The sequence below is a fragment of the Dictyobacter sp. Z7_2 genome, from assembly GCF_057551105.1.
Genome location: NZ_BAAJPE010000001.1, coordinates 148,640 through 168,748 on the forward strand (window position 1 = coordinate 148,640; position 20,109 = coordinate 168,748).

Here is a 20,109-nt window from a genome sequence, read left to right on the forward strand (position 1 = left end):
GATTTTTATGTCAGTCGCTACCCGTGTATATTTCTCTTTTTTTATCTGTGATTAATTCAGACAATTCAATCACAGTTGGTGCATTGATAATCTCAGAAATACTTACATCTATATGGATGACCTGTTTGATCTGTAAAAGCAGACTGGTGATATTTAACGAGTGTCCTCCTAATTCAAAGAAGTTATCATAGATGCTGAAACGCTCTTCATCGTCCATACTGAGAACCACCTTCCAAATCTCAGCCAGGGCCACCTCAAGCGGAGAGCGTGGAGACACGATTTCTCCATCCTCTTTTTCTTTGAGAGCTTTTAGAACATATAAGGATTTTTTATCTATTTTTCCGTTTGGTGTCAGGGGGAAGGCATACATAGAAATAAAACCAGATGGAATCATATATGCAGGCAGATACTTTTCAAGGTAGCTGCGCAATTCATCTGGAGAGCAGTCATCAGACCCGGGAAGTACGGTGATATATGCAAAAAGTTGCTGCTTTCCATGGACCTCTTCATGAAATTGAACGACCGCTCCTTGTATCAACGGATGATGCAAAAGCACTGCTTCAATTTCGCCTAACTCAATACGGAATCCATGAAACTTGACTTGCTGATCCTGACGTCCGACAAATTCTAGCGATCCATCTGCGAGATAGCGTCCGAAATCCCCACTTTTATATAGACGTGCTCCATGACGACCAAATGGATCAGGGATAAAACGCTCGGCGGTCAGAGATGGTAAGCCAAGGTATTCCCGAGCCACCCCGATTCCTCCTATGTAAAGCTCTCCGATAGATCCAGGAGAGAGTATGTGTAAAAACTCGTCTAAAATGTAGCAATACAGATCAGGAAGTGGCTCTCCAATACAGCGAGCGCTTACTCCTGGAAGCCAGCGATTGATTGTACAGCAGATAGTGGCTTCAGTAGGTCCATACGCATTAAAAATAGTTCGCTCTGTCTCTGCCCAACGTTCAAAAATATCTATTGAACATGCTTCTCCCGCCACAATAAGAGTATGTATGGTTGAAAAATTTGTGAGGGATTGCTGTGCTGTCAGGATTGATGGAGGTAATGTTATCGTTGTAATTGCTTCTTCACGTACAAAATCGGGAAAATATGTATGCATGTATATGAATTCTTCCGGTAATGCTACCAGTGTCGCGCCAGAACAGAGAGCTGTAAAGAATTCCGAAAGAGACGCATCAAAGCTTATTGACGCAAATTGTAAGATGCGTTGATCTGGAGAAATATGAAAGCCTTGTATCTGAGCATCGATGATAGCGCAGAGGCTGCGATGTTCTATCACAACGCCTTTAGGGTGACCTGTTGTACCGGATGTATAAATGATATAAGCTGCATTGTGCGGTTCTATATGATATGTCAATGATTTTGGTGCTTCAGTATCCTCAAACGCGCTGAAAAGGATACTTTTGATATTATAAAGAGCGATGTAGTCACTCAGATGTGGCTGAGTGACTACAAAAGATATCTGAGCATCGGTGAGTATAAAAGCCAGCCGTTCCTGAGGATAATGAGGATCCAATGGCACATACACTCCCCCGGCTTTGAGTATGCCCAATATCGCTACAACAACTTCCAGAGAACGTTCGAAGTAAAGGCCCACTCGCACTTCAGGTCCGACACCGATACGTTGGAGATAGCAGGCCAGACGATCACTTTGGATATGAAGTTGTTGATAGGTTAGAGCGCTTGTTTGAAATAAGACGGCGATCGCGTCAGGAGAACGTTGTACCTGTGCTTCAAAAAGTTTGTGGATAAGAGATTGTCCTTCAAGTTGCATAGGAATTGCTTCTTCCTTTCTTTTCAAAAAGCGTTCTATTTCCAGAAGACCTATCCCGTGATACGAGAAACCCAGATAAAAGAATATCCATGTCCCATAGCGGTGATGAGAGAAGAATTGTTTTATTCCTCCGCAAGTGAAGGCATTAATTGGGCGTCAAAACTATTTCATCGGGATGAAAACGAAAATCCATACTGATGCGGGTTGAGCCAGAATCATTTTTGAAGCTGCCATGCCGTAAATTAGCACCATCAAAGACAAGAGCCTCGCCGTACTCAAGCTCAACCGGCTCAAAATCTTCTGATCCTTCATGCGTCTCAACCCAGATAGTATTATTGCCATAGACATGCGTCACAGGAAGCCACACATTTAACCAGTCGGTCGGCATGCCAAAATCTCGATCTCTGTGAAACGCTGAAACGGTCGGATCGCCATCAAAATGCAATCGGAATGTGGGAGGGCTCTGGTATAAGCGGATTTTTCCCCATTGTGGAGAGAGTTCTCGGGTCACAAATCGTAAAAAAGTAGGGAGGATTTCGTCAAAATTTGCTTTCAACATAGCACGAAAATGCTCTATTTTTTCAAGATGGTTTGTAAACTGCTCACACTCTTTGTTCTTATGAAGCTGCTCTAGATCTGCTACTCCTAAGGTTTCGCTCACCCATGAGCGAAATGGATAATGGTCTTTGTAGTAGTGAATAACTTCTATGTTTTTTTTTTGCTCCATAGTTTTTACCATCCTCAGGTCAACAAAATTGTGACAACGAATATGTACAATCTACAAGAATGTCTGCAACGAAATGCAGTTAGCAGGCACCAACCAACTGGAAGTTTGACGCTATCACTGAAAATGAGCCTTTATTGTTCTTGAGTGATTAATAACCTCTGTCACTATAACTCTATAGAAGTATAACTCAAAACAATTTATCAGGTCAAATAAAGCAATCTCTTTTCCTGAAACTCTGTAATTTCTTACAGCCTGGTGATTTTATTGGATCAGAATCTTCAATAATTTTATACTCACTGAATATTGACAATTCACGAAATTTAATTATCATATATATGTATATGTGCTTTTCTATTCACTTGTGCATGAAGGGAAAGACCTACCGGAATCTCTTGAATGGTATCTATCTGCATTGATGAATGGTCGCCGGGATGAACAGAATGGATGTATATCGTTACGATCTTCTTGATCAACGGTTCCCAATCTCTTAGAGCCAATACGAGCAGCGATCATACATACGAAAGGAGTAGTAGCCTTTTTACTCTTTTGTGAAAGCAAAGGAGGACTAGCGTTACGAAATCACGAAAATGGATTTACAGCAAGATGATACTTCTTACGTTTCTTTCCCGCCCGATCTTCCCGAAGGTGAGCGGAAAGGAATGTCTCCTCATATTCTCGTCGAGCATTATCGAAAAATGGGGCCTATTTTTCGTCTTCCTCGTATTGGTAAGGCCCCATTGGTTGTTATGATGGGGCCTGATGCAAATACATTCGTTTCACGTTACGAAAATGACTATTTTACAACGCAGGAACACTGGCAAGATTTATATGATAATCTAGAATCTGGTAAGGTAGCACGTATTCGAGATGGAGAGGCAAATCGTGCCCATCGAGCGAGGAGTAGCCGTTATTATTCACGGACACGGGTGATATACGATATTCCTCGTATGATAGAAGTTGCACAACAATTTGCGGATTGGAAGGAAGGGGAAATTTTTACGGCTTTATCTCGTATACAAAGGATTGTTGTTGAGCAATTAGGCCTGTTTCTGGTGGGGCATGGGCCTGGTGAATATTTTCCAGACATCATTTTTTATTTGGAAAAGTTGGGTACAGCTATTGGTCAACCTAAAACCGAAGAAATTCATTCTCAGGAATATTTCCATGCTCAGAAACGTGTCTCCCAATTAGGCTCTCAAATTCTTGAGAAACATCGTACTCCCCCCCCTGAAAATGGAAAGCATGATCTGGTGGATGATCTTTTAGCGGATGCGGCAAAATATCCTGACGCTTATCCGGATCAAATACTCTATAGTGTAGCGCTTACCCCTTTTCTCGCAGGGCTGACAACGGCACGTACTTGTTGTTCTATCTTTTACGCATTACTAAAAAATCCTCAGGTCTATGCACGTATCCTGGACGAGATAGACGTTGCATTTGAACAAGGGTCAGTTACCTGGGATATCTTAAAGGGAATGCAGGCGCTTCAAGGGGCTGCAATGGAAACATTACGCCTCTACCCGGTGGCAAATGCACATGTAGCACGAGTAATCAAACCATTTACCTTCGCTGGCTACCAACTGGTTGTTGGTGATAATGTCTTTGTTCCAATGACCGCCCCACACTTTCTCCCCGAATTTTTTCCAGAACCAGAAACGTTTGATGTTGATCGCTTTCACGCTCCTCGTAATGAGCATCGGCAACGTGGGGTGTATGCCCCCTTTGGCTTGGGAGACCATACCTGTTTAGGAGCAGGTATTGCAGAGGTACAGATTATGGTGATTGTGGCAACAATTTTGAGAAATTATCGCCTGGCAATAGATCCACCTGACTATACATTTTCTGTACATGAACCACTCGGTTTACTGGAAAAAAATCTCCACCTCAAAGTCATTGGCAAAAGAGAGCACTCACACAGAAAGGGTTAAAAATCTTTATTATTACCTATATGCATCGGCCTGGAGATTAAAGAGTTCTGCATACCTTCCTTGCTGGCTCATTAAATCTGCATGAGAACCACTTTCAATAATCTTTCCCTGCTCGATAACGAAAATTCGATCAGCCAGGCGAACAGTGCTGAATCTATGGCTGATAAAGATGGTTGTTTTTCCTGCGGAAAGTGAACGGAAGCTATTAAAGACATCATATTCGGCCTGCGCATCCAGTGCGCTGGTAGGCTCATCAAGGATAAGAATACGTGCTTCACGCATAAATGCACGTGCAATAGCAATTTTCTGCCATTCGCCACCACTTAGCTGTGTTCCTTTGTAAAACCAGCGTCCCAACATTGTTTCATAGCCATCATGTAATTTGTTAATGATAGTATCCGCACCACTTTTATGCGCTGCATTTTTGATCATTTCCAGGTTAGTAATATCCTCTACGCGTCCTACGCCAATATTATCCTGTGCCGTTAAGGCATAGCGTACATAATCCTGAAAGATAACACCAATCTGGTCACGCAATGCGGTTAGTTCGTAATTCTTGATATTTTGCCCTGAGATCAGTATCTCCCCTTGATCAGGATCATAGAGACGAGTTAATAGTTTGACCAGGGTTGTTTTTCCTGCACCGTTGCTTCCTACTATGGCAATTGTCTCCCCCGCGCGTAGATTAAAACTGATGTCGTTTAACGCTGGCTCCGACTTATCCGGATAAGTAAAACTGACATTTTTAAACTCAATCGTCAGGCCCTTGCTAGAGGGAGGTAGCTCGATAGAAAGAGGATTAATGGGTGAAGTGATGCGCGGTTTATAGCTTAAGAACTCAAATACTGTATTGACGAAAAGATTATTTTCATACATATTCGATGTTCCATCTAAAATTCCCTGGACGCTTTGTCCAACTTGATTGACTGCGATTGTGTATTGAGAGAGAGATCCAATAGTAATATTCCCTAATGCTGCTTGAAGGGCGACATAGAAATACACAGATGAATTGGCAAGTACGGATAAGATGGCCCAGAACACGCTTGTGAAATTACGTGCTGCTTGCAGATTTTTATCTTCGTAATAGAATTTTTCTGCTAGTTTCTCATAGCGTTTAATAAAGAAGTTGCTTAGATTAAAAAGCTTGATCTCCTTATTGAAATCGTCAAGTGTCAAAAGCTGATTGATGTATGCTTGCTGCCGCTTTTCAGGCGATTGCCAACGCATAAGCCAATATCCTTGTAAGCCATATTTGCTATTGGCGATAAATGAAGGTAGGGGAATGATAATTGCTGCAAGTACTAACCACCATACGAGATGGAAAAGAAGAGCAACCATTGAAATAAGTGTAATTGCAGCTCTTATAAGATTAAATGTTTGCGATATCATCATGAGCGGCTTGCTCAAAGATTCCTGTGTGGCATGCCGCAATTTGTCATGAAATTCCGCATCTTCAAAGAAGGCCAGATCCAATGTACTTGCTTTGCGTAAGATAAGCAACTGAATGTATGCAGCAACTCGTTCTTGCAATAACGTTTGTAGTAGTGTGTTGAGTATGCTGCAAACCCGATCAAGGATATTGATTACCATCTGTAATATGACAGGAAACCAGATATTATTTATGGTGTGATGCGTAAACGATAAAATAACGTTATCGAGGAGCAAGCGGGCGACAATCGCATTAGCCAGAGGCGTCATCCCTCCAATGAAAGTAAAAAAAGCCATGCCGAGCGTGAGAGGTGCACTAGCAGACCATACGATACCCACAACGCGAGGGATACCTGCAAAAGCTAAAAAAACCTTTTTGATGGTAAAGGTTTCACCTGTTTGTCGGTTGGCGTTATTATTTGTATTGTTGGTTTGGTTGAATGTTTTGATCATGACTGTTGATCTATAAAACTGAATCCTACCATTGGATTCAGTTTTACTCTTATCCCTTCTAATGATTTATTTTAACGGATAGAAGAAATTACGTTTCCGCATGCGAAGAGAAGGTTACTTTTTTGCTTTTTTTTGCAGCAGTAGCATTTTAATTTCACTTTCTGACATGCGATTTACCTTTTGATAAATTGCTGCCCTTTTTTCTATCTGACCAGAGACTGTTTCATTTGTGAGTAAAGATTGAATTAATCCAATGATGGTGGGAGCCTCGAAGAGGGTGCGCAGGGGCAGTTCAAGCTGAAGGGCGTCGCGCAGACGAGCAATGACCTGGGTGGCCAGTAGCGAGTGACCACCCAGGGCAAAGAAGTCATCGTCCACACCGATCTGGGCAATTCCCAGCACCTGTTGCCAGATCTCGGCGACGATCTCTTCCAGCGGGGTGCGCGGCAGGATTAGAGCCTGTTCAACGGCAGGACGCTCCGACCAGAGCGGTGGTGGCAGGGCACGCCGATCCAGCTTGCCGTTGGGGGTGAGTGGCCAGGAGGGCATCAGCACAAAGGTAGCCGGAACCATATAGTCGGGCAACTGCTCCAGGGCGTCCTGTCGTAGCCGCAGTGGGAGGGTGCGCAGGCGTTGCCCTTCCTGAGGAAAGTTGGTGGTTGGCTGTTCTGCCAGTCGGTCCTCTCGCAGATGGAGTGTCGGAAAGACCGGAACGGATGAGCAGGTGGGACGGACAAAGAGGACATCATAGCGTCCCTGCTCGTCGTGGCGGAGCCAGCTGAACTGGACGCGATAGCCCAGGTGCGCTCCCAGGGCTCGCAACGCTTCCGGCTCGAAGCCTGGCTCCTGGTCAGCGTGCTGCGACGCGTGCCATTCCCCCAGCGTCTGCGGTCCCGTGGTACCGCTGAGCCAGCGGGTGGCGGCGAGCAAAGAACTGAGACGAGCGTTGGGGACATCGCGGATGCCTAGCCAGGTGCGGGAGGGGTCCTGCAAGGTGTGCTCCAGCTCAGGCCAGGTCTGCGGCGTGAGCGATGTCGTCCACCAGGTCCCCTGGGGATCGTCTGCTGCTGCTTTTGTTGCTTCCCCCAGTGGCTGAGCGGGATGGGTGCGTAGCAAGAGTTGATAGCGGAACTGGGTCAGTTCGTTGTGCTCGTGCCCGCCTTTGAGCCAGAGCTGCAGATCGGCAATCGCCGGCTGCTGCTGTGCCCAGTGCACAAAGAAGCCTGGGGCGAGCACCAGTTCTTCCTCCAGCAGCACCTGGCGCTGGATGTGATGCTGGAGATGAGCTCGCGTCAGGGTCTCGGGGGCATGTGCTACCTGGACAGCGGTATGATAGGTGGTAAGCAGGGGCAGGCTGCGCACATCGCCGAGAAAGAGCACGCCACCAGGCGCCAGCAAGGTCAGGGCATCCTGGAGCACCTGACGCAGATAGGCGGCATCAGGAAAGTACTGCACAACCGAGTTGAGGATGATCAGATCCAGCGAGCCGGCGGCGATGGGCAGCGTGCGCACCTGATCGGCGGTCTGCTCAAAGAGCTGGACCCGGTCTCCCCAGGTTGCTTGCGACGCCACATGCTCCCGTACTTGCTGTAGCACCACCGGGGAGAAATCGGTGCCATAATAGACCTCGGCCTGAGGAGCCAGGCGGGTGAGGAGCAGTCCGGTGCCACAGCCAATCTCCAGGATGCGGCGTGCTCCCAGGGCTTCCAGCGGAGCCAGGGTCTCCTCCAGCCAGGCCAGCATCTCCTGCTCTGAGAGGGGCTGCCCGCTGTAACTGCTGACCCAACCGGTGGTGTTGAAGCGTGGATCGACCGGGGTCCCGCTCGGGGTATAGGTTTGTTCATAGAGGTGACGCCAGTGCTCCACCGCCTGCTGGCTGTCCTGCAGCGTGGCGCGAGCCTCGCGGCGGGGCTCAAGATAGGCAACCAGGCGGGGATCGCCACTGGTCTCGGTCTGGAGTTGGACGACACAGGTCAGGACTTCTGGCGAGCGAGCCAGGGTCGCCTCGATCTCCTCCAGTTCGACGCGATGGCCGCGCACCTTGACCTGCTGATCTAGCCGTCCCAGGAACTCCAGTTCCCCCTGCGTGGTCCAGCGGACGCGATCGCCGGTGCGGTAGAGGCGTGCGCCGGGTTCCTGGCTGAAGGGATGGGGCAGGAAGCGCTCGGCGGTGAGGGCGGGCTGGTGCAGATAGCCACGCGCCAGCCCATCGCCGCCGGTGTAGAGCTCGCCCGGGACGCCGATGGGCACGGGTTGCAGTTGGGCATCAAGCACGTAGACGCTGGTGGCGAGCAGGGGGCGGCCGATGGGGACATGGGGAGCGGGTCGCGTGGTAGGCTGCAGGAGGGCACAGGTGGTAAAGGTGGTGTTCTCGGTGGGACCATAACCGTTGAGCAGGCGGGTTTGGGGGTCAGAGCGCTGGGCCAGCAGGGTCTGGACGGCCTGGGGATCCAGGGCATCGCCGCCCGCCAGCAGGAGACGCACCGGGAGCAGGGAGGCTCGTTCCTGCTGGATCATCTGCTGGAAGAGGGCGGCGGTGAGCCAGAGGACGCTGATCTGCTCGCGCTGCAGCAGGCGCGCCAGTTCACCCAGAGAGAGGGTGCCAGCCGGAGCCAAGACCAGGCAGGCACCCTGCAGCAGGCAGACCCAGAACTCGAAGGAGGAGGCATCGAAGGCCAGCGGAGCATACTGCAGAACCCGATCGCCGGAGCCAATCGCGGCAAAGAGGGGATCCTGACTCAGGCGCAGGAGTCCTTGCTGGCGCGTCACGACGGCTTTGGGCTGGCCGGTCGAGCCGGAGGTGTAGAAGAAGGAGACGGCCGACTCTGGATCGGAGCAGGTAGGGACGGGGGTGGTGGGCTGGGCGGAGGACGCGGTGATCATGTGCTCCAGCAGGAGAGCGGGACAGGGGAGGACTGGGAGCGTAGACAGGGTCTCCTGTCGCGTCAGGAGCAGGTGCAGGTGGGCGTCCTCGATCTGGAAGCGGAGCCGTTCAAGGGGGAGATGCTCCTCCAGGGGGACACAGACGCCGTCGGCCAGGCGGATCGCCAGAACGAGCAGGAGTTGATCGAGGCAGCGAGGCAGCAAGAGACCAACGGTGCGTTCGGAGGTGACGCCGGCCAGACGGAGCAGATGGGCATACTGCGTGGCCCGGGCCAGGAGGTGCGCATAACTGAGTGCCTGTCCATCCTGGACAAGGGCGATCGCATCGGGTTGGCGGGCGACCAGGAGCGCCAGGCGCTGCGTGAGATCTTCCGAGGCAGTGGGAGCGGGCACAGAGGACTGGCCCCAGTCCTGGAGCAATAGCGTGCGTTCGGCCTCGCTGAGCATCGAGAGTTGGGAAAGTGGATGCTCCGGGTGTGCGACAATGGCTTCCAGCAGCGTCTGATAGTGTTCAACCATCCGTTCGATCGTCTGTGCGCTGAACAGATCTGTATTATATTCCCATCTTCCAATGAGTCCTTGATCGCTTTCAGATAAAGAGAAGACTTGATCGAAGCGTGCGGTCTGATTATCGGTATCAAAAGCTCGTATACTGAGATTCTTAAACGCAAAAGATTGACGAGGCGTATTTTGAAGCTGAAAGAGGACCTGGCAAAGTGGATTGTGACTGAGTGTCCGTTCCGGTTGTAGCTCCTCAACAATTTTCTCAAAGGGAAGATCTTGATGCGTGTAGGCACCAAGTGTCTCTTCTCGCACACGTTGTAATGCTTGAAGAAATGTCGGATCACCTGTCAGGTTGCAACGAATGACCAGCGTATTGACGAAGAATCCGATGAGACCTTCAAGCTCTTTGTGGGTTCGATTAGCGATAGGAGTCCCTATCGCTAAATCCACCTGCCCTGTATAAAATGCTAATAACGTCGCAAAGGCTGTCAGAAGCGTCATAAACAAGGTTGTACCTGATCGTTGACTGAGCTCTTTCAAATGTTGCGTTAGTAATAGAGAAATACGAACTCGGCAATAAGCCCCTCGGAAGGTTTCGATTGCTGGGCGAGGATAGTCATAAGGTATTTCAAGTTGTGGTAAATGTGATAGGTGTTTTCGCCAGTAATCTAAGTGAGAGGTAAGAATTTCTCCTTGTAACGTGTATCGCTGCCACTGCGAGAAATCTGCGTACTGAATAGGTAATGGCGTTAATGGTGATTGTTGGTGATCTATGATGGCGTTGTAAAGGGTACTTATTTCGTAATGAATAATCCCTAAAGACCAACCGTCACAGGATACGTGGTGCAACGTTAGTAACAAAACATGCTCTTGTTCTCCAATGCGTAGTAACCGTGCGCGTAACATCAAATCCTGCGCCAGGTCAAATGGTTGACGCGCTTCTCGGAGAATGAGATGTTGTACTTCTTGCTCTCGCCGTTTGTCTGGTAAGTGACTCACATCTAAGATGAGTAAGGGCTGAGTGTTGAGACTTGTTGAGGGGAGAATATTTTGCACAAGCTCAGTTTGATCATAGATAAATGTTGTGCGTAATGTTTCATGCCGCAGTAATATTTCATAGATACTCTGTTCTAATGCTTGTGTCTGTATTGGGCCTTTCAGACGTAAAACAAGTGGTACGTTATAAAAGGGATTAGCAGGGGCTAGTTGATTTAAAAACCAGAGTCGCTGTTGCGCATAAGAAAGCGGCGCTCTCTCTAGATTTTTTCTGCGCACAATGGTCGTGGGCAGCGCGTTAGCGGTTGTCTTTTTACTCGCTTTCAGTAGAAGCAATTTTAACTTTTCAGGATCGAGGTTACCTATGCGTTTTGTTATATCATCCATTCATGTCCTCTTTCTCGAATATATCTTGTTCCTTTTGAAGAAGAATTTGTGTTTCATCTATAGATAATTGTTCAATATCGCCCAGCATATCTTCATCTATATTTTGCAAGAATTGCTGTACGATGTGTTCTGTAAACGCAGCAATAGTAGGAGCCTCGAAAAGGGTGCGCAGAGGCAGTTCAAGCTGAAGGGCGTCGCGCAGACGAGCAATGACCTGGGTGGCCAGTAGCGAGTGACCACCCAGGGCAAAGAAGTCATCGTCCACACCGATCTGGGCAATTCCCAGCACCTGTTGCCAGATCTCGGCGACAATCTCTTCCAGCGGGGTACGCGGCAGGATTAGAGCCTGTTCAACGGCAGGACGCTCCGACCAGAGCGGTGGTGGCAGGGCACGCCGATCCAGCTTGCCGTTGGGGGTAAGTGGCCAGGAGGGCATCAGCACAAAGGTGGCCGGAACCATGTAGTCGGGCAACTGCTCCAGGGCGTCCTGTCGTAGCCGCAGTGGGAGGGTGCGCAGGCGTTGCCCTTCCTGAGGAAAGTTGGTGGTTGGCTGTTCTGCCAGTCGGTCCTCTCGCAGATGGAGTGTCGGAAAGACCGGAACGGATGAGCAGGTGGGACGGACAAAGAGGACATCATAGCGTCCCTGCTCGTCGTGGCGGAGCCAGCTGAACTGGACGCGATAGCCCAGGTGCGCTCCCAGGGCTCGCAACGCTTCCGGCTCGAAGCCTGGCTCCTGGTCAGCGTGCTGCGACGCGTGCCATTCCCCCAGCGTCTGCGGTCCCGTGGTACCGCTGAGCCAGCGGGTGGCGGCGAGCAAAGAACTGAGACGAGCGTTGGGGACATCGCGGATGCCTAGCCAGGTGCGGGAGGGGTCCTGCAAGGTGTGCTCCAGCTCAGGCCAGGTCTGCGGCGTGAGCGATGTCGTCCACCAGGTCCCCTGGGGATCGTCTGCTGCCGCTTTTGTTGCTTCCTCCAGTGGCTGAGCGGGATGGGTGCGTAGCAAGAGTTGATAGCGGAACTGGGTCAGTTCGTTGTGCTCGTGCCCGCCTTTGGGCCAGAGCTGCAGATCGGCAATCGTCGGCTGCTGCTGTGCCCAGTGCACAAAGAAGCCTGGGGCGAGCACCAGTTCTTCCTCCAGCAGCACCTGGCGCTGGATGTGATGCTGGAGATGGGCTCGCGTCAGGGTCTCGGGGGCATGTGCTACCTGGACAGCGGTATGATAGGTGGTGAGCAGGGGCAGGCTGCGCACATCGCCGAGGAAGAGGACGCCGCCAGGCGCCAGCAGGGTCAGGGCATCCTGGAGCACCTGACGCAGATAGGCGGCATCAGGAAAGTACTGCACGACCGAGTTGAGGATGATCAGATCCAGCGAGCCAGCGGCGATAGGCAGCGTGCGCACCTGATCGGCAGTCTGCTCAAAGAGCTGGACCCGGTCTCCCCAGGCTGCTTGCGACGCCACATGCGCCCGCACTTGCTGCAGCACCATCGGGGAGAAATCGGTGCCATAATAGACCTCGGCCTGAGGAGCCAGGCGGGTGAGGAGCAGTCCGGTGCCACAGCCAATCTCCAGGATGCGGCGTGCTCCCAGGGCTTCCAGCGGAGCCAGGGTCTCCTCCAGCCAGGCCAGCATCTCCTGCTCTGAGAGGGGCTGCCCGCTGTAACTGCTGACCCAGCCGGTGGTGTTGAAGCGTGGGTCGATCGGGGTCCCAGTCGGGGTATAGGTTTGTTCGTAGAGATGACGCCAGTGCTCCACCGCCTGCTGGCTATCCTGCAGCGTGGCGCGAGCCTCGCGGCGGGGCTCCAGATAGGCGACCAGGCGGGGATCGCCACTGGTCTCGGTCTGGAGCTGGACGACGCAGGTCAGGACTTCCGGCGAGCGAGCCAGGGTCGCCTCGATCTCCTCCAGTTCGACGCGATGGCCGCGCACCTTGACCTGCTGATCTAGCCGTCCCAGGAACTCCAGTTCCCCCTGCGTGGTCCAGCGGACGCGATCGCCGGTGCGGTAGAGGCGTGCGCCGGGTTCCTGGCTGAAGGGATGGGGTAGGAAGCGCTCGGCGGTGAGGGCGGGCTGGTGCAGATAGCCACGCGCCAGCCCATCGCCGCCGGTGTAGAGCTCGCCCGGGACGCCGATGGGCACGGGTTGCAGTTGGGCATCAAGCACGTAGACGCTGGTGGCGAGCAGGGGACGCCCAATGGGGACATGGGGAGCAGGTCGCGTGGTAGGCTGCAGGAGAGCACAGGTGGTAAAGGTGGTGTTCTCGGTGGGACCATAGCCGTTGAGCAGGCGGGTTTGGGGATCAGAGCGCTGGGCCAGCAGGGTCTGGACGGCCTGGGGATCCAGGGCATCGCCGCCCGCCAGCAGGAGACGCACCGGGAGCAGGGAGGCTCGTTCCTGCTGGATCATCTGCTGGAAGAGGGCGGCGGTGAGCCAGAGGACGCTGATCTGCTCGCGCTGCAGCAGGCGCGCCAGTTCCCCCAGGGAGAGGGTGCCAGCCGGAGCCAGGACCAGGCAGGCACCTTGCAGCAGGCAGACCCAGAACTCGAAGGAGGAGGCATCGAAGGCCAGCGGAGCATACTGCAGAACCCGATCGCCGGAGCCGATCGCGGCAAAGAGAGGATCCTGACTCAGGCGCAGGAGTCCCTGCTGGCGCGTCACGACGGCTTTGGGCTGGCCGGTCGAGCCGGAGGTGTAGAAGAAGGAGACGGCCGACTCTGGATCGGAGCAGGTAGGGACGGGGGTGGTGGGTTGGGCGGAGGACGCAGTGATCATGTGCTCCAGCAGGAGAGCGGGACAGGGGAGGGCTGGGAGCGTAGACAGGGTCTCCTGTTGCGTCAGGAGCAGGTGCAGGTGGGCGTCCTCGATCTGGAAGCGGAGTCGTTCAAGGGGGAGATGCTCCTCCAGGGGGACACAGACGCCGTCAGCCAGGCGGATCGCCAGGACGAGCAGGAGTTGATCAAGGCAGCGAGGCAGCAAGAGACCAACGGTGCGTTCGGAGGTGACGCCGGCCAGACGGAGCAGATGGGCATACTGCGTGGCTCGGGCCAGGAGGTGCGCATAACTGAGCGCCTGTCCATCCTGGACAAGGGCGATCGCATCGGGTTGGCGGGCGACCAGGTGCGCCAGTTGCTGCGTGAGATCTTCCGAGGCAGTGGGAGCGGGCACAGAGGACTGGCCCCAGTCCTGAAGCAGTAGCGTGCGTTCGCTCTCGCTGAGCATCGAGAGTCGGGAAAGTGGACATTCGGGCTCCTCGACAATCGCTGTCAGCAGCGTCTGATAGTGTTCAACCATCCGTTCAATCGTCTGTGCGCTGAACAGATCCGTATTATATTCCCAAATACCTGCTATTCCTTGATCTGTCTCAATAAGTGAGAAGACCTGATCAAAACGAGCTGTTTGATTATCCGCATCGAAGTGCTGTCGCGTTAATTTATTAAAAGAAATATTTGACCGAGGCGTATTTTGGAGCTGAAAGAGGACCTGGCAGAGAGGGTTGTGTCCAAGCGTCCGTTCCGGTTGCAGCTCTTCCACGATCTGTTCAAAGGGGAGATCTTGATGGGTGTAGGCCTCCAGCGTGACTTCACGTATTCGTTGCAACGCCTGCAAGAAGGTGGGATCGTCGGTGAGATTGCAGCGCAGGACCAGGGTGTTGACGAAGAACCCAATGAGTCCCTCAAGTTCCTGGCGTGTGCGATTGGCAATGGGGGTACCGATGGCAATATCCTGTTGCCCACTATAGCGTGCCAGCAAGGTGGCAAAGGCAGTCAACAGGGTCATAAACAGTGTGACACCCTGCTGTTGGCTGAGCGTTTTGAGCCGGGTGACCAGCGCGTGTGGAATCAGCATATGCTGACGCGCTCCTCGAAAGGTTTCCACGGTGGGACGCGCGAAGTCCTGTGGGAGGAGCAAGGGAGGGAGTCCACGTAGCTGTGTGCTCCAGTAATCCAGATGGGTTTGGAGCACATCACCCTGCAACCAGGTCCTTTGCCAGTGTGAAAAGTCTGCGTATTGGATCGCGAGGGGAGGAAGTGGTGAGGGCTGTTGCTGTTCAAAAGCGTTATAGAGCGTGCTCAGTTCCTGATGAAGGATACCCATGGACCAACCGTCGGAGGCAATATGGTGCAGAGTCAGGAGCAGCACATGTTCCTGGGGATGGAGGCGCAGGAGCCGGGCACGCAAGAGAAGATCATGGGAGAGTTGAAATGGATGTCGCGCCTCTTGTTGGATGAGACGCTCCATCTGCTCTTCTCGTTGAGGCAGAGGCAAGGCGCTGAGATCATGCAGACGCAAGAGCGAGGTCGGGAGGTGATCCAGCGGGCGTATTTGTTGCATCGGAAGACTCTGGACCAGGACAAAGTGTGTTCGCAACGCCTCGTGCCGTCGGACGATCTCTTGCAGACTGCGGGCAAGCGCAGACACCTGGAGGGGTCCCGCAAGGCGTAAGGCGATCGGGACATTGTAGAAAGCGTTTCCCGGGACGAGTTGATCCAGGAACCAGAGCCGCTGCTGCGCAAAAGAAAGAGGAAGGGGCTGCCGCCGATCGATAGGGAGCAGTGGAGGAGCACTGATACCGTGCTGAGCATGGATTACTCGGTCCAGTTGCTGGGCGAACTGGCTAATGGTGGGAGCCTCGAAGAGGGTGCGCAGAGGCAGTTCAAGCTGAAGGGCGTCGCGGAGACGGGCAATGACCTGGGTAGCCAACAGCGAGTGACCACCCAGGGCAAAGAAGTCATCATCCACGCCAATCTGGGCAATTCCCAGCACCTGTTGCCAGATCTCGGCGACAATCTCTTCCAGCGGGGTGCGTGGCAGGATCAGGGCCTGGGCAACGGCAGGACGCTCCGACCAGAGCGGTGGTGGCAGGGCACGCCGATCCAGCTTGCCGTTGGGGGTGAGTGGCCAGGAGGGCATCAGCACAAAGGTGGCCGGAACCATATAGTCGGGCAACTGCTCCAGCGCGTCCTGTCGTAGCCGCAGTGGGAGGGTGCGCAGGCGTTGCCCTTCCTGAGGAAAGTTGGTGGTTGGCTGTTCTGCCAGTCGGTCCTCTCGCAGATGGAGCGTCGGAAAGACCGGAACAGATGAGCAGGTGGGACGGACAAAGAGGACATCATAGCGTCCCTGCTCGTCGTGGCGGAGCCAGCTGAACTGGACGCGATAGCCCAGGTGCGCTCCCAGGGTTCGTAGCGCTTCCGGCTCGATGCCTGGCTCCTGGTCGGTGTGCTGCGACGCGTGCCATTCCCCCAGCGTCTGTGGTCCGGTGGTACCGCTGAGCCAGCGGGTGGCGGCGAGCAGGGAACTGAGACGAGCGTTGGGGACATCGCGGATGCCCAGCCAGGTGCGGGAGGGGGCCTGCAAGGTGTGCTCCAGCACGGACCAGGTCTGCGGCGTGAGCGATGTTGTCCACCAGGTCCCCTGGGGATCGTCTGACGCTGGTTCAGCGCTGACTTTGTCCTCAGCCTGGGGAGCATGGGTGCGCAGCAGGAGTTGATAGCGGAACTGGGTCAGCTCGTTGTGCTCGTGCCCGCCTTTGGGCCAGAGCTGCAGATCGGCAATCGCCGGCTGCTGCTGTGCCCAGTGCACAAAGAAGCGCGGAGCCAGCACCAGTTCTTCCTCCAGCAGCACCTGGCGCTGGATGTGATGCTGGAGATGGGCTCGCGTCAGGGTCTCGGGGGCATGTGCTACCTGGACAGCGGTATGATAGGTGGTGAGCAGGGGCAGGCTGCGCACATCGCCGAGAAAGAGCACGCCACCGGGCGCCAGCAGGGTCAGGGCATCCTGGAGCACCTGACGCAGATAGGCGGCATCAGGAAAGTACTGCACGACCGAGTTGAGGATGATCAGATCCAGCGAGCCAGCGGCGATGGGCAGCGTGCGCACCTGATCGGCGGTCTGCTCAAAGAGCTGGACCCGGTCTCCCCAGGTTGCTTGCGACGCCACATGCGCCCGCACTTGCTGCAGCACCACCGGGGAGAAATCGGTGCCATAATAGACCTCGGCCTGAGGAGCCAGGCGGGTGAGGAGCAGTCCGGTGCCACAGCCAATCTCCAGGATGCGGCGAGCTCCCAGCGCTTCCAGCGGGGACAGCGTCTCCTCCAGCCAGGCCAGCATCTCCTGCTCCGAGAGGGGCTGCCCGCTGTAACTGCTGACCCAGCCGGTGGTGTTGAAGCGTGGGTCGATTGGGGTCCCGCTCGGGGTATAGGTTTGTTCGTAGAGATGACGCCAGTGCTCCACCGCCTGCTGGCTATCCTGCAGCGTGGCGCGAGCCTCGCGGCGGGGCTCCAGATAGGCGACCAGGCGGGGATCGCCACTGGTCTCGGTCTGGAGCTGGACGACACAGGTCAGGACTTCCGGCGAGCGAGCCAGGGTTGCCTCGATCTCCTCCAGTTCGACGCGATGGCCGCGCACCTTGACCTGCTGATCTAGCCGTCCCAGGAACTCCAGTTCCCCCTGCGTGGTCCAGCGGACGCGATCGCCGGTGCGGTAGAGGCGTGCGCCGGGTTCCTGGCTGAAGGGATGGGGCAGGAAGCGCTCGGCGGTGAGGGCGGGCTGGTGCAGATAGCCACGCGCCAGCCCATCGCCGCCGGTGTAGAGCTCGCCCGGGACGCCGATGGGCACGGGTTGCAACTGGGCATCAAGCACGTAGACGCTGGTGGCGAGCAGGGGGCGGCCGATGGGGACATGGGGAGCGGGGAGCGGGGTAGGCTGCAGGAGGGCACAGGTGGTAAAGGTGGTGTTCTCGGTGGGACCATAGCCGTTGAGCAGGCGGGTTTGGGGATCAGAGCGCTGGGCCAGCAGGGTCTGGACGGCCTGGGGATCCAGGGCATCGCCGCCCGCCAGCAGGAGACGCACCGGGAGCAGGGAGGCTCGTTCCTGCTGGATCATCTGCTGGAAGAGGGCGGCGGTGAGCCAGAGGATGCTGATCTGCTCGCGCTGCAGCAGGCGCGCCAGTTCCCCCAGGGAGAGGGTGCCAGCCGGAGCCAAGACCAGGCAGGCACCCTGCAGCAGGCAGACCCAGAACTCGAAGGAGGAGGCATCGAAGGCCAGCGGAGCATACTGCAGAACCCGATCGCCGGAGCCGATCGCGGCAAAGAGGGGATCCTGGCTCAGGCGCAGGAGTCCCTGCTGGCGCGTCACGACGGCTTTGGGCTGGCCAGTCGAGCCGGAGGTGTAGAAGAAGGAGACGGCCGACTCTGGATCGGAGCAGGTAGGGACGGGGGTGGTGGGCTGGGCGGAGGACGCAGTGATCATGTGCTCCAGCAGGAGAGCGGGACAGGGGAGGGCTGGGAGCGTAGACAGGGTCTCCTGTCGCGTCAGGAGCAGGTGCAGGTGGGCGTCCTCGATCTGGAAGCGGAGCCGTTCAAGGGGGAGATGCTCCTCCAGGGGGACACAGATGCCATCAGCCAGGCGGATCGCCAGGACGAGCAGGAGTTGATCGAGGCAGCGAGGCAGCAGGAGGCCAACGGTGCGTTCGGAGGTGACGCCGGCCAGACGAAGCAGATGGGCATACTGCGTGGCCCGGGCCAGGAGGTGCGCATAACTGAGCGCCTGTCCATCCTGGACAAGGGCGATCGCATCGGGTTGGCGGGCGACCAGGAGCGCCAGGCGCTGCGTGAGATCTTCCGAGGCAGTGGGAGCGGGCACAGAGGACTGGCCCCAGTCCTGAAGCAGTAGCGTGCATTCGCTCTCGCTGAGCATCGAGAGTCGGGAAAGTGGACATTCGGGCTCCTCGACAATCGCTGTCAGCAGCGTCTGATAATGTTCAACTATCCGTTCGATCGTCTGTGCGCTGAACAGATCCGTATTATATTCCCATCTCCCTGTAATACCCTGTTCCGTTTCAAGCATTGTGAGAGTCATATCAAAACGGGCTGTTTGATTGTCCGCTTCAAAATGTTTGAGTGTTAATCCATTAAAGTAAAGAGGCTGTCGAGGGGTATTTTGGAGTTGAAAAATTACCTGGCAGAGAGGATTGTAACTGAGCGTCCGTTCCGGTTGCAACTCCTCAACTAGTTTCATAAAAGGGAGATCCTGATGGGTATAAGCCTCCAGCGTGACTTCACGTATTCGTTTCAATGCCTGCAAGAAGGTGGGATCGTCGGTGAGATTGCAGCGCAGGACCAGGGTATTGACGAAGAACCCGATGAGCCCCTCAAGTTCCTGGCGTGTGCGATTGGCAATGGGGGTACCGATGGCAATATCCTGCTGCCCACTATAGCGTGCCAACAAGGTGGCAAAGGCGGTTAGTAGGGTCATAAACAGCGTGACACCTTGCTGTTGACTGAGCATTTTGAGATGCTCTGTAAGGCCATTCGTTAATTTGAAGCGTTGATACGCACCGCGAAATGTCTGAATGGCAGGACGTGGGTAATCACCTGGTAACTCAATTTGCTTTAGTCCTGACAACTGATCGCGCCAGTAACGCAATTGAGAGGTAAACTCTTCAGTTTTTAGCCATTGTCTTTGCCAAAGTGCAAAGTCTACATATTGCATTGGCAGAGGAGCCAGTGGGGAGGATAACGCATAGATTGATGCATTATAGAGGGTGCTCAATTCCTGATGAAGGATGCCAATAGACCAACCGTCGGAGGCAATGTGGTGCAGAGTTAAGAGTAGCACATGCTCCTGGGGATGGAGACGCAAAAGTTGGGCACGTAGCATAAGATCATGGGAGAGTTGAAATGGACGCCGGGCCTCTTGCTGGATGAGACGTTCCATTTGCTCTTCTCGTTGAGATAGAGGCAAGGCGCTGAGATCATGCAGACGCAAGAGCGAGGCTGGTAGCTGCTCAAAGGAATAAATCCGTTGCAGTGGTTGCTTGTTTTCTTGAATAAAGATCGTGCGTAGAGCTTCGTGTCGGCGTATGATCTCAAGTAAACTCCCTTCAAGTTCTGCTACTTGCAGGTGACCAGAAAGACGCAAGGCAATTGGTACATTGTAGAAAGGGTTCATTGGCTCAAGCTGAGTAAGGAACCAGAGCCTTTGTTGTGTAAAGGATAATGGCATGACCCGT

General features: G+C 54.1%; 6 protein-coding genes. 1 reads left to right on the top strand and 5 read right to left on the bottom strand.

The genetic code is table 11. The features are described 5' to 3' along the window. Positions 1–10: 10 nt before the first annotated feature. Positions 11–1,795: a non-ribosomal peptide synthetase gene (locus tag AC27N8_RS00740; RefSeq protein ID WP_487062954.1), complete on the bottom strand. Its 1,785-nt coding sequence runs from the start codon at positions 1,793–1,795 to the stop codon at positions 11–13. A 145-nt stretch (positions 1,796–1,940) separates the two neighbouring features. Further along, the gene (locus AC27N8_RS00745) at positions 1,941–2,522 is read right to left on the bottom strand and encodes a hypothetical protein (protein ID WP_487062956.1); all 582 of its coding nucleotides are present in this window, start codon (positions 2,520–2,522) and stop codon (positions 1,941–1,943) included. A gap of 587 nt (positions 2,523–3,109) precedes the next feature. On the opposite strand from AC27N8_RS00745, the gene AC27N8_RS00750 reads away from it, so the two are divergent. After that, complete coding sequence (locus tag AC27N8_RS00750; RefSeq protein ID WP_487062958.1) at positions 3,110–4,450, top strand: cytochrome P450; 1,341 nt, start codon at positions 3,110–3,112, stop codon at positions 4,448–4,450. 12 nt (positions 4,451–4,462) lie between these two features. Here AC27N8_RS00750 and AC27N8_RS00755 read toward each other — a convergent pair whose 3' ends face one another. The 3 genes from AC27N8_RS00755 to AC27N8_RS00765 all read right to left on the bottom strand — a co-directional run bounded on the left by AC27N8_RS00755 (position 4,463) and on the right by AC27N8_RS00765 (position 20,102). Further along, complete coding sequence (locus AC27N8_RS00755; protein ID WP_487062960.1) at positions 4,463–6,331, bottom strand: ABC transporter ATP-binding protein; 1,869 nt, start codon at positions 6,329–6,331, stop codon at positions 4,463–4,465. Between the two features lie 114 nt (positions 6,332–6,445). After that, positions 6,446–11,101, bottom strand: a complete 4,656-nt coding sequence (locus AC27N8_RS00760; protein ID WP_487062962.1) for a non-ribosomal peptide synthetase — start codon at positions 11,099–11,101, stop codon at positions 6,446–6,448. Next, positions 11,094–20,102, bottom strand: coding sequence for an amino acid adenylation domain-containing protein (locus AC27N8_RS00765; RefSeq protein ID WP_487062964.1), 9,009 nt, complete (start codon positions 20,100–20,102; stop codon positions 11,094–11,096). The genes AC27N8_RS00760 and AC27N8_RS00765 overlap by 8 nt, the downstream gene beginning before the upstream one ends. Positions 20,103–20,109: the final 7 nt, after the last annotated feature.

What these genes read in the sequence shown, in the direction of transcription:
- AC27N8_RS00740 (WP_487062954.1), bottom strand. Translation starts at nt 1,795, where the DNA reads ATGCAACTTGAAGGACAATCTCTTATCCACAAACTTTTTGAAGCACAG.
- AC27N8_RS00755 (WP_487062960.1), bottom strand. Translation starts at nt 6,331, where the DNA reads ATGATCAAAACATTCAACCAAACCAACAATACAAATAATAACGCCAAC.
- AC27N8_RS00750 (WP_487062958.1), top strand. Translation starts at nt 3,110, where the DNA reads ATGGATTTACAGCAAGATGATACTTCTTACGTTTCTTTCCCGCCCGAT.
- AC27N8_RS00760 (WP_487062962.1), bottom strand. Translation starts at nt 11,101, where the DNA reads ATGGATGATATAACAAAACGCATAGGTAACCTCGATCCTGAAAAGTTA.
- AC27N8_RS00765 (WP_487062964.1), bottom strand. Translation starts at nt 20,102, where the DNA reads ATGCCATTATCCTTTACACAACAAAGGCTCTGGTTCCTTACTCAGCTT.
- AC27N8_RS00745 (WP_487062956.1), bottom strand. Translation starts at nt 2,522, where the DNA reads ATGGAGCAAAAAAAAAACATAGAAGTTATTCACTACTACAAAGACCAT.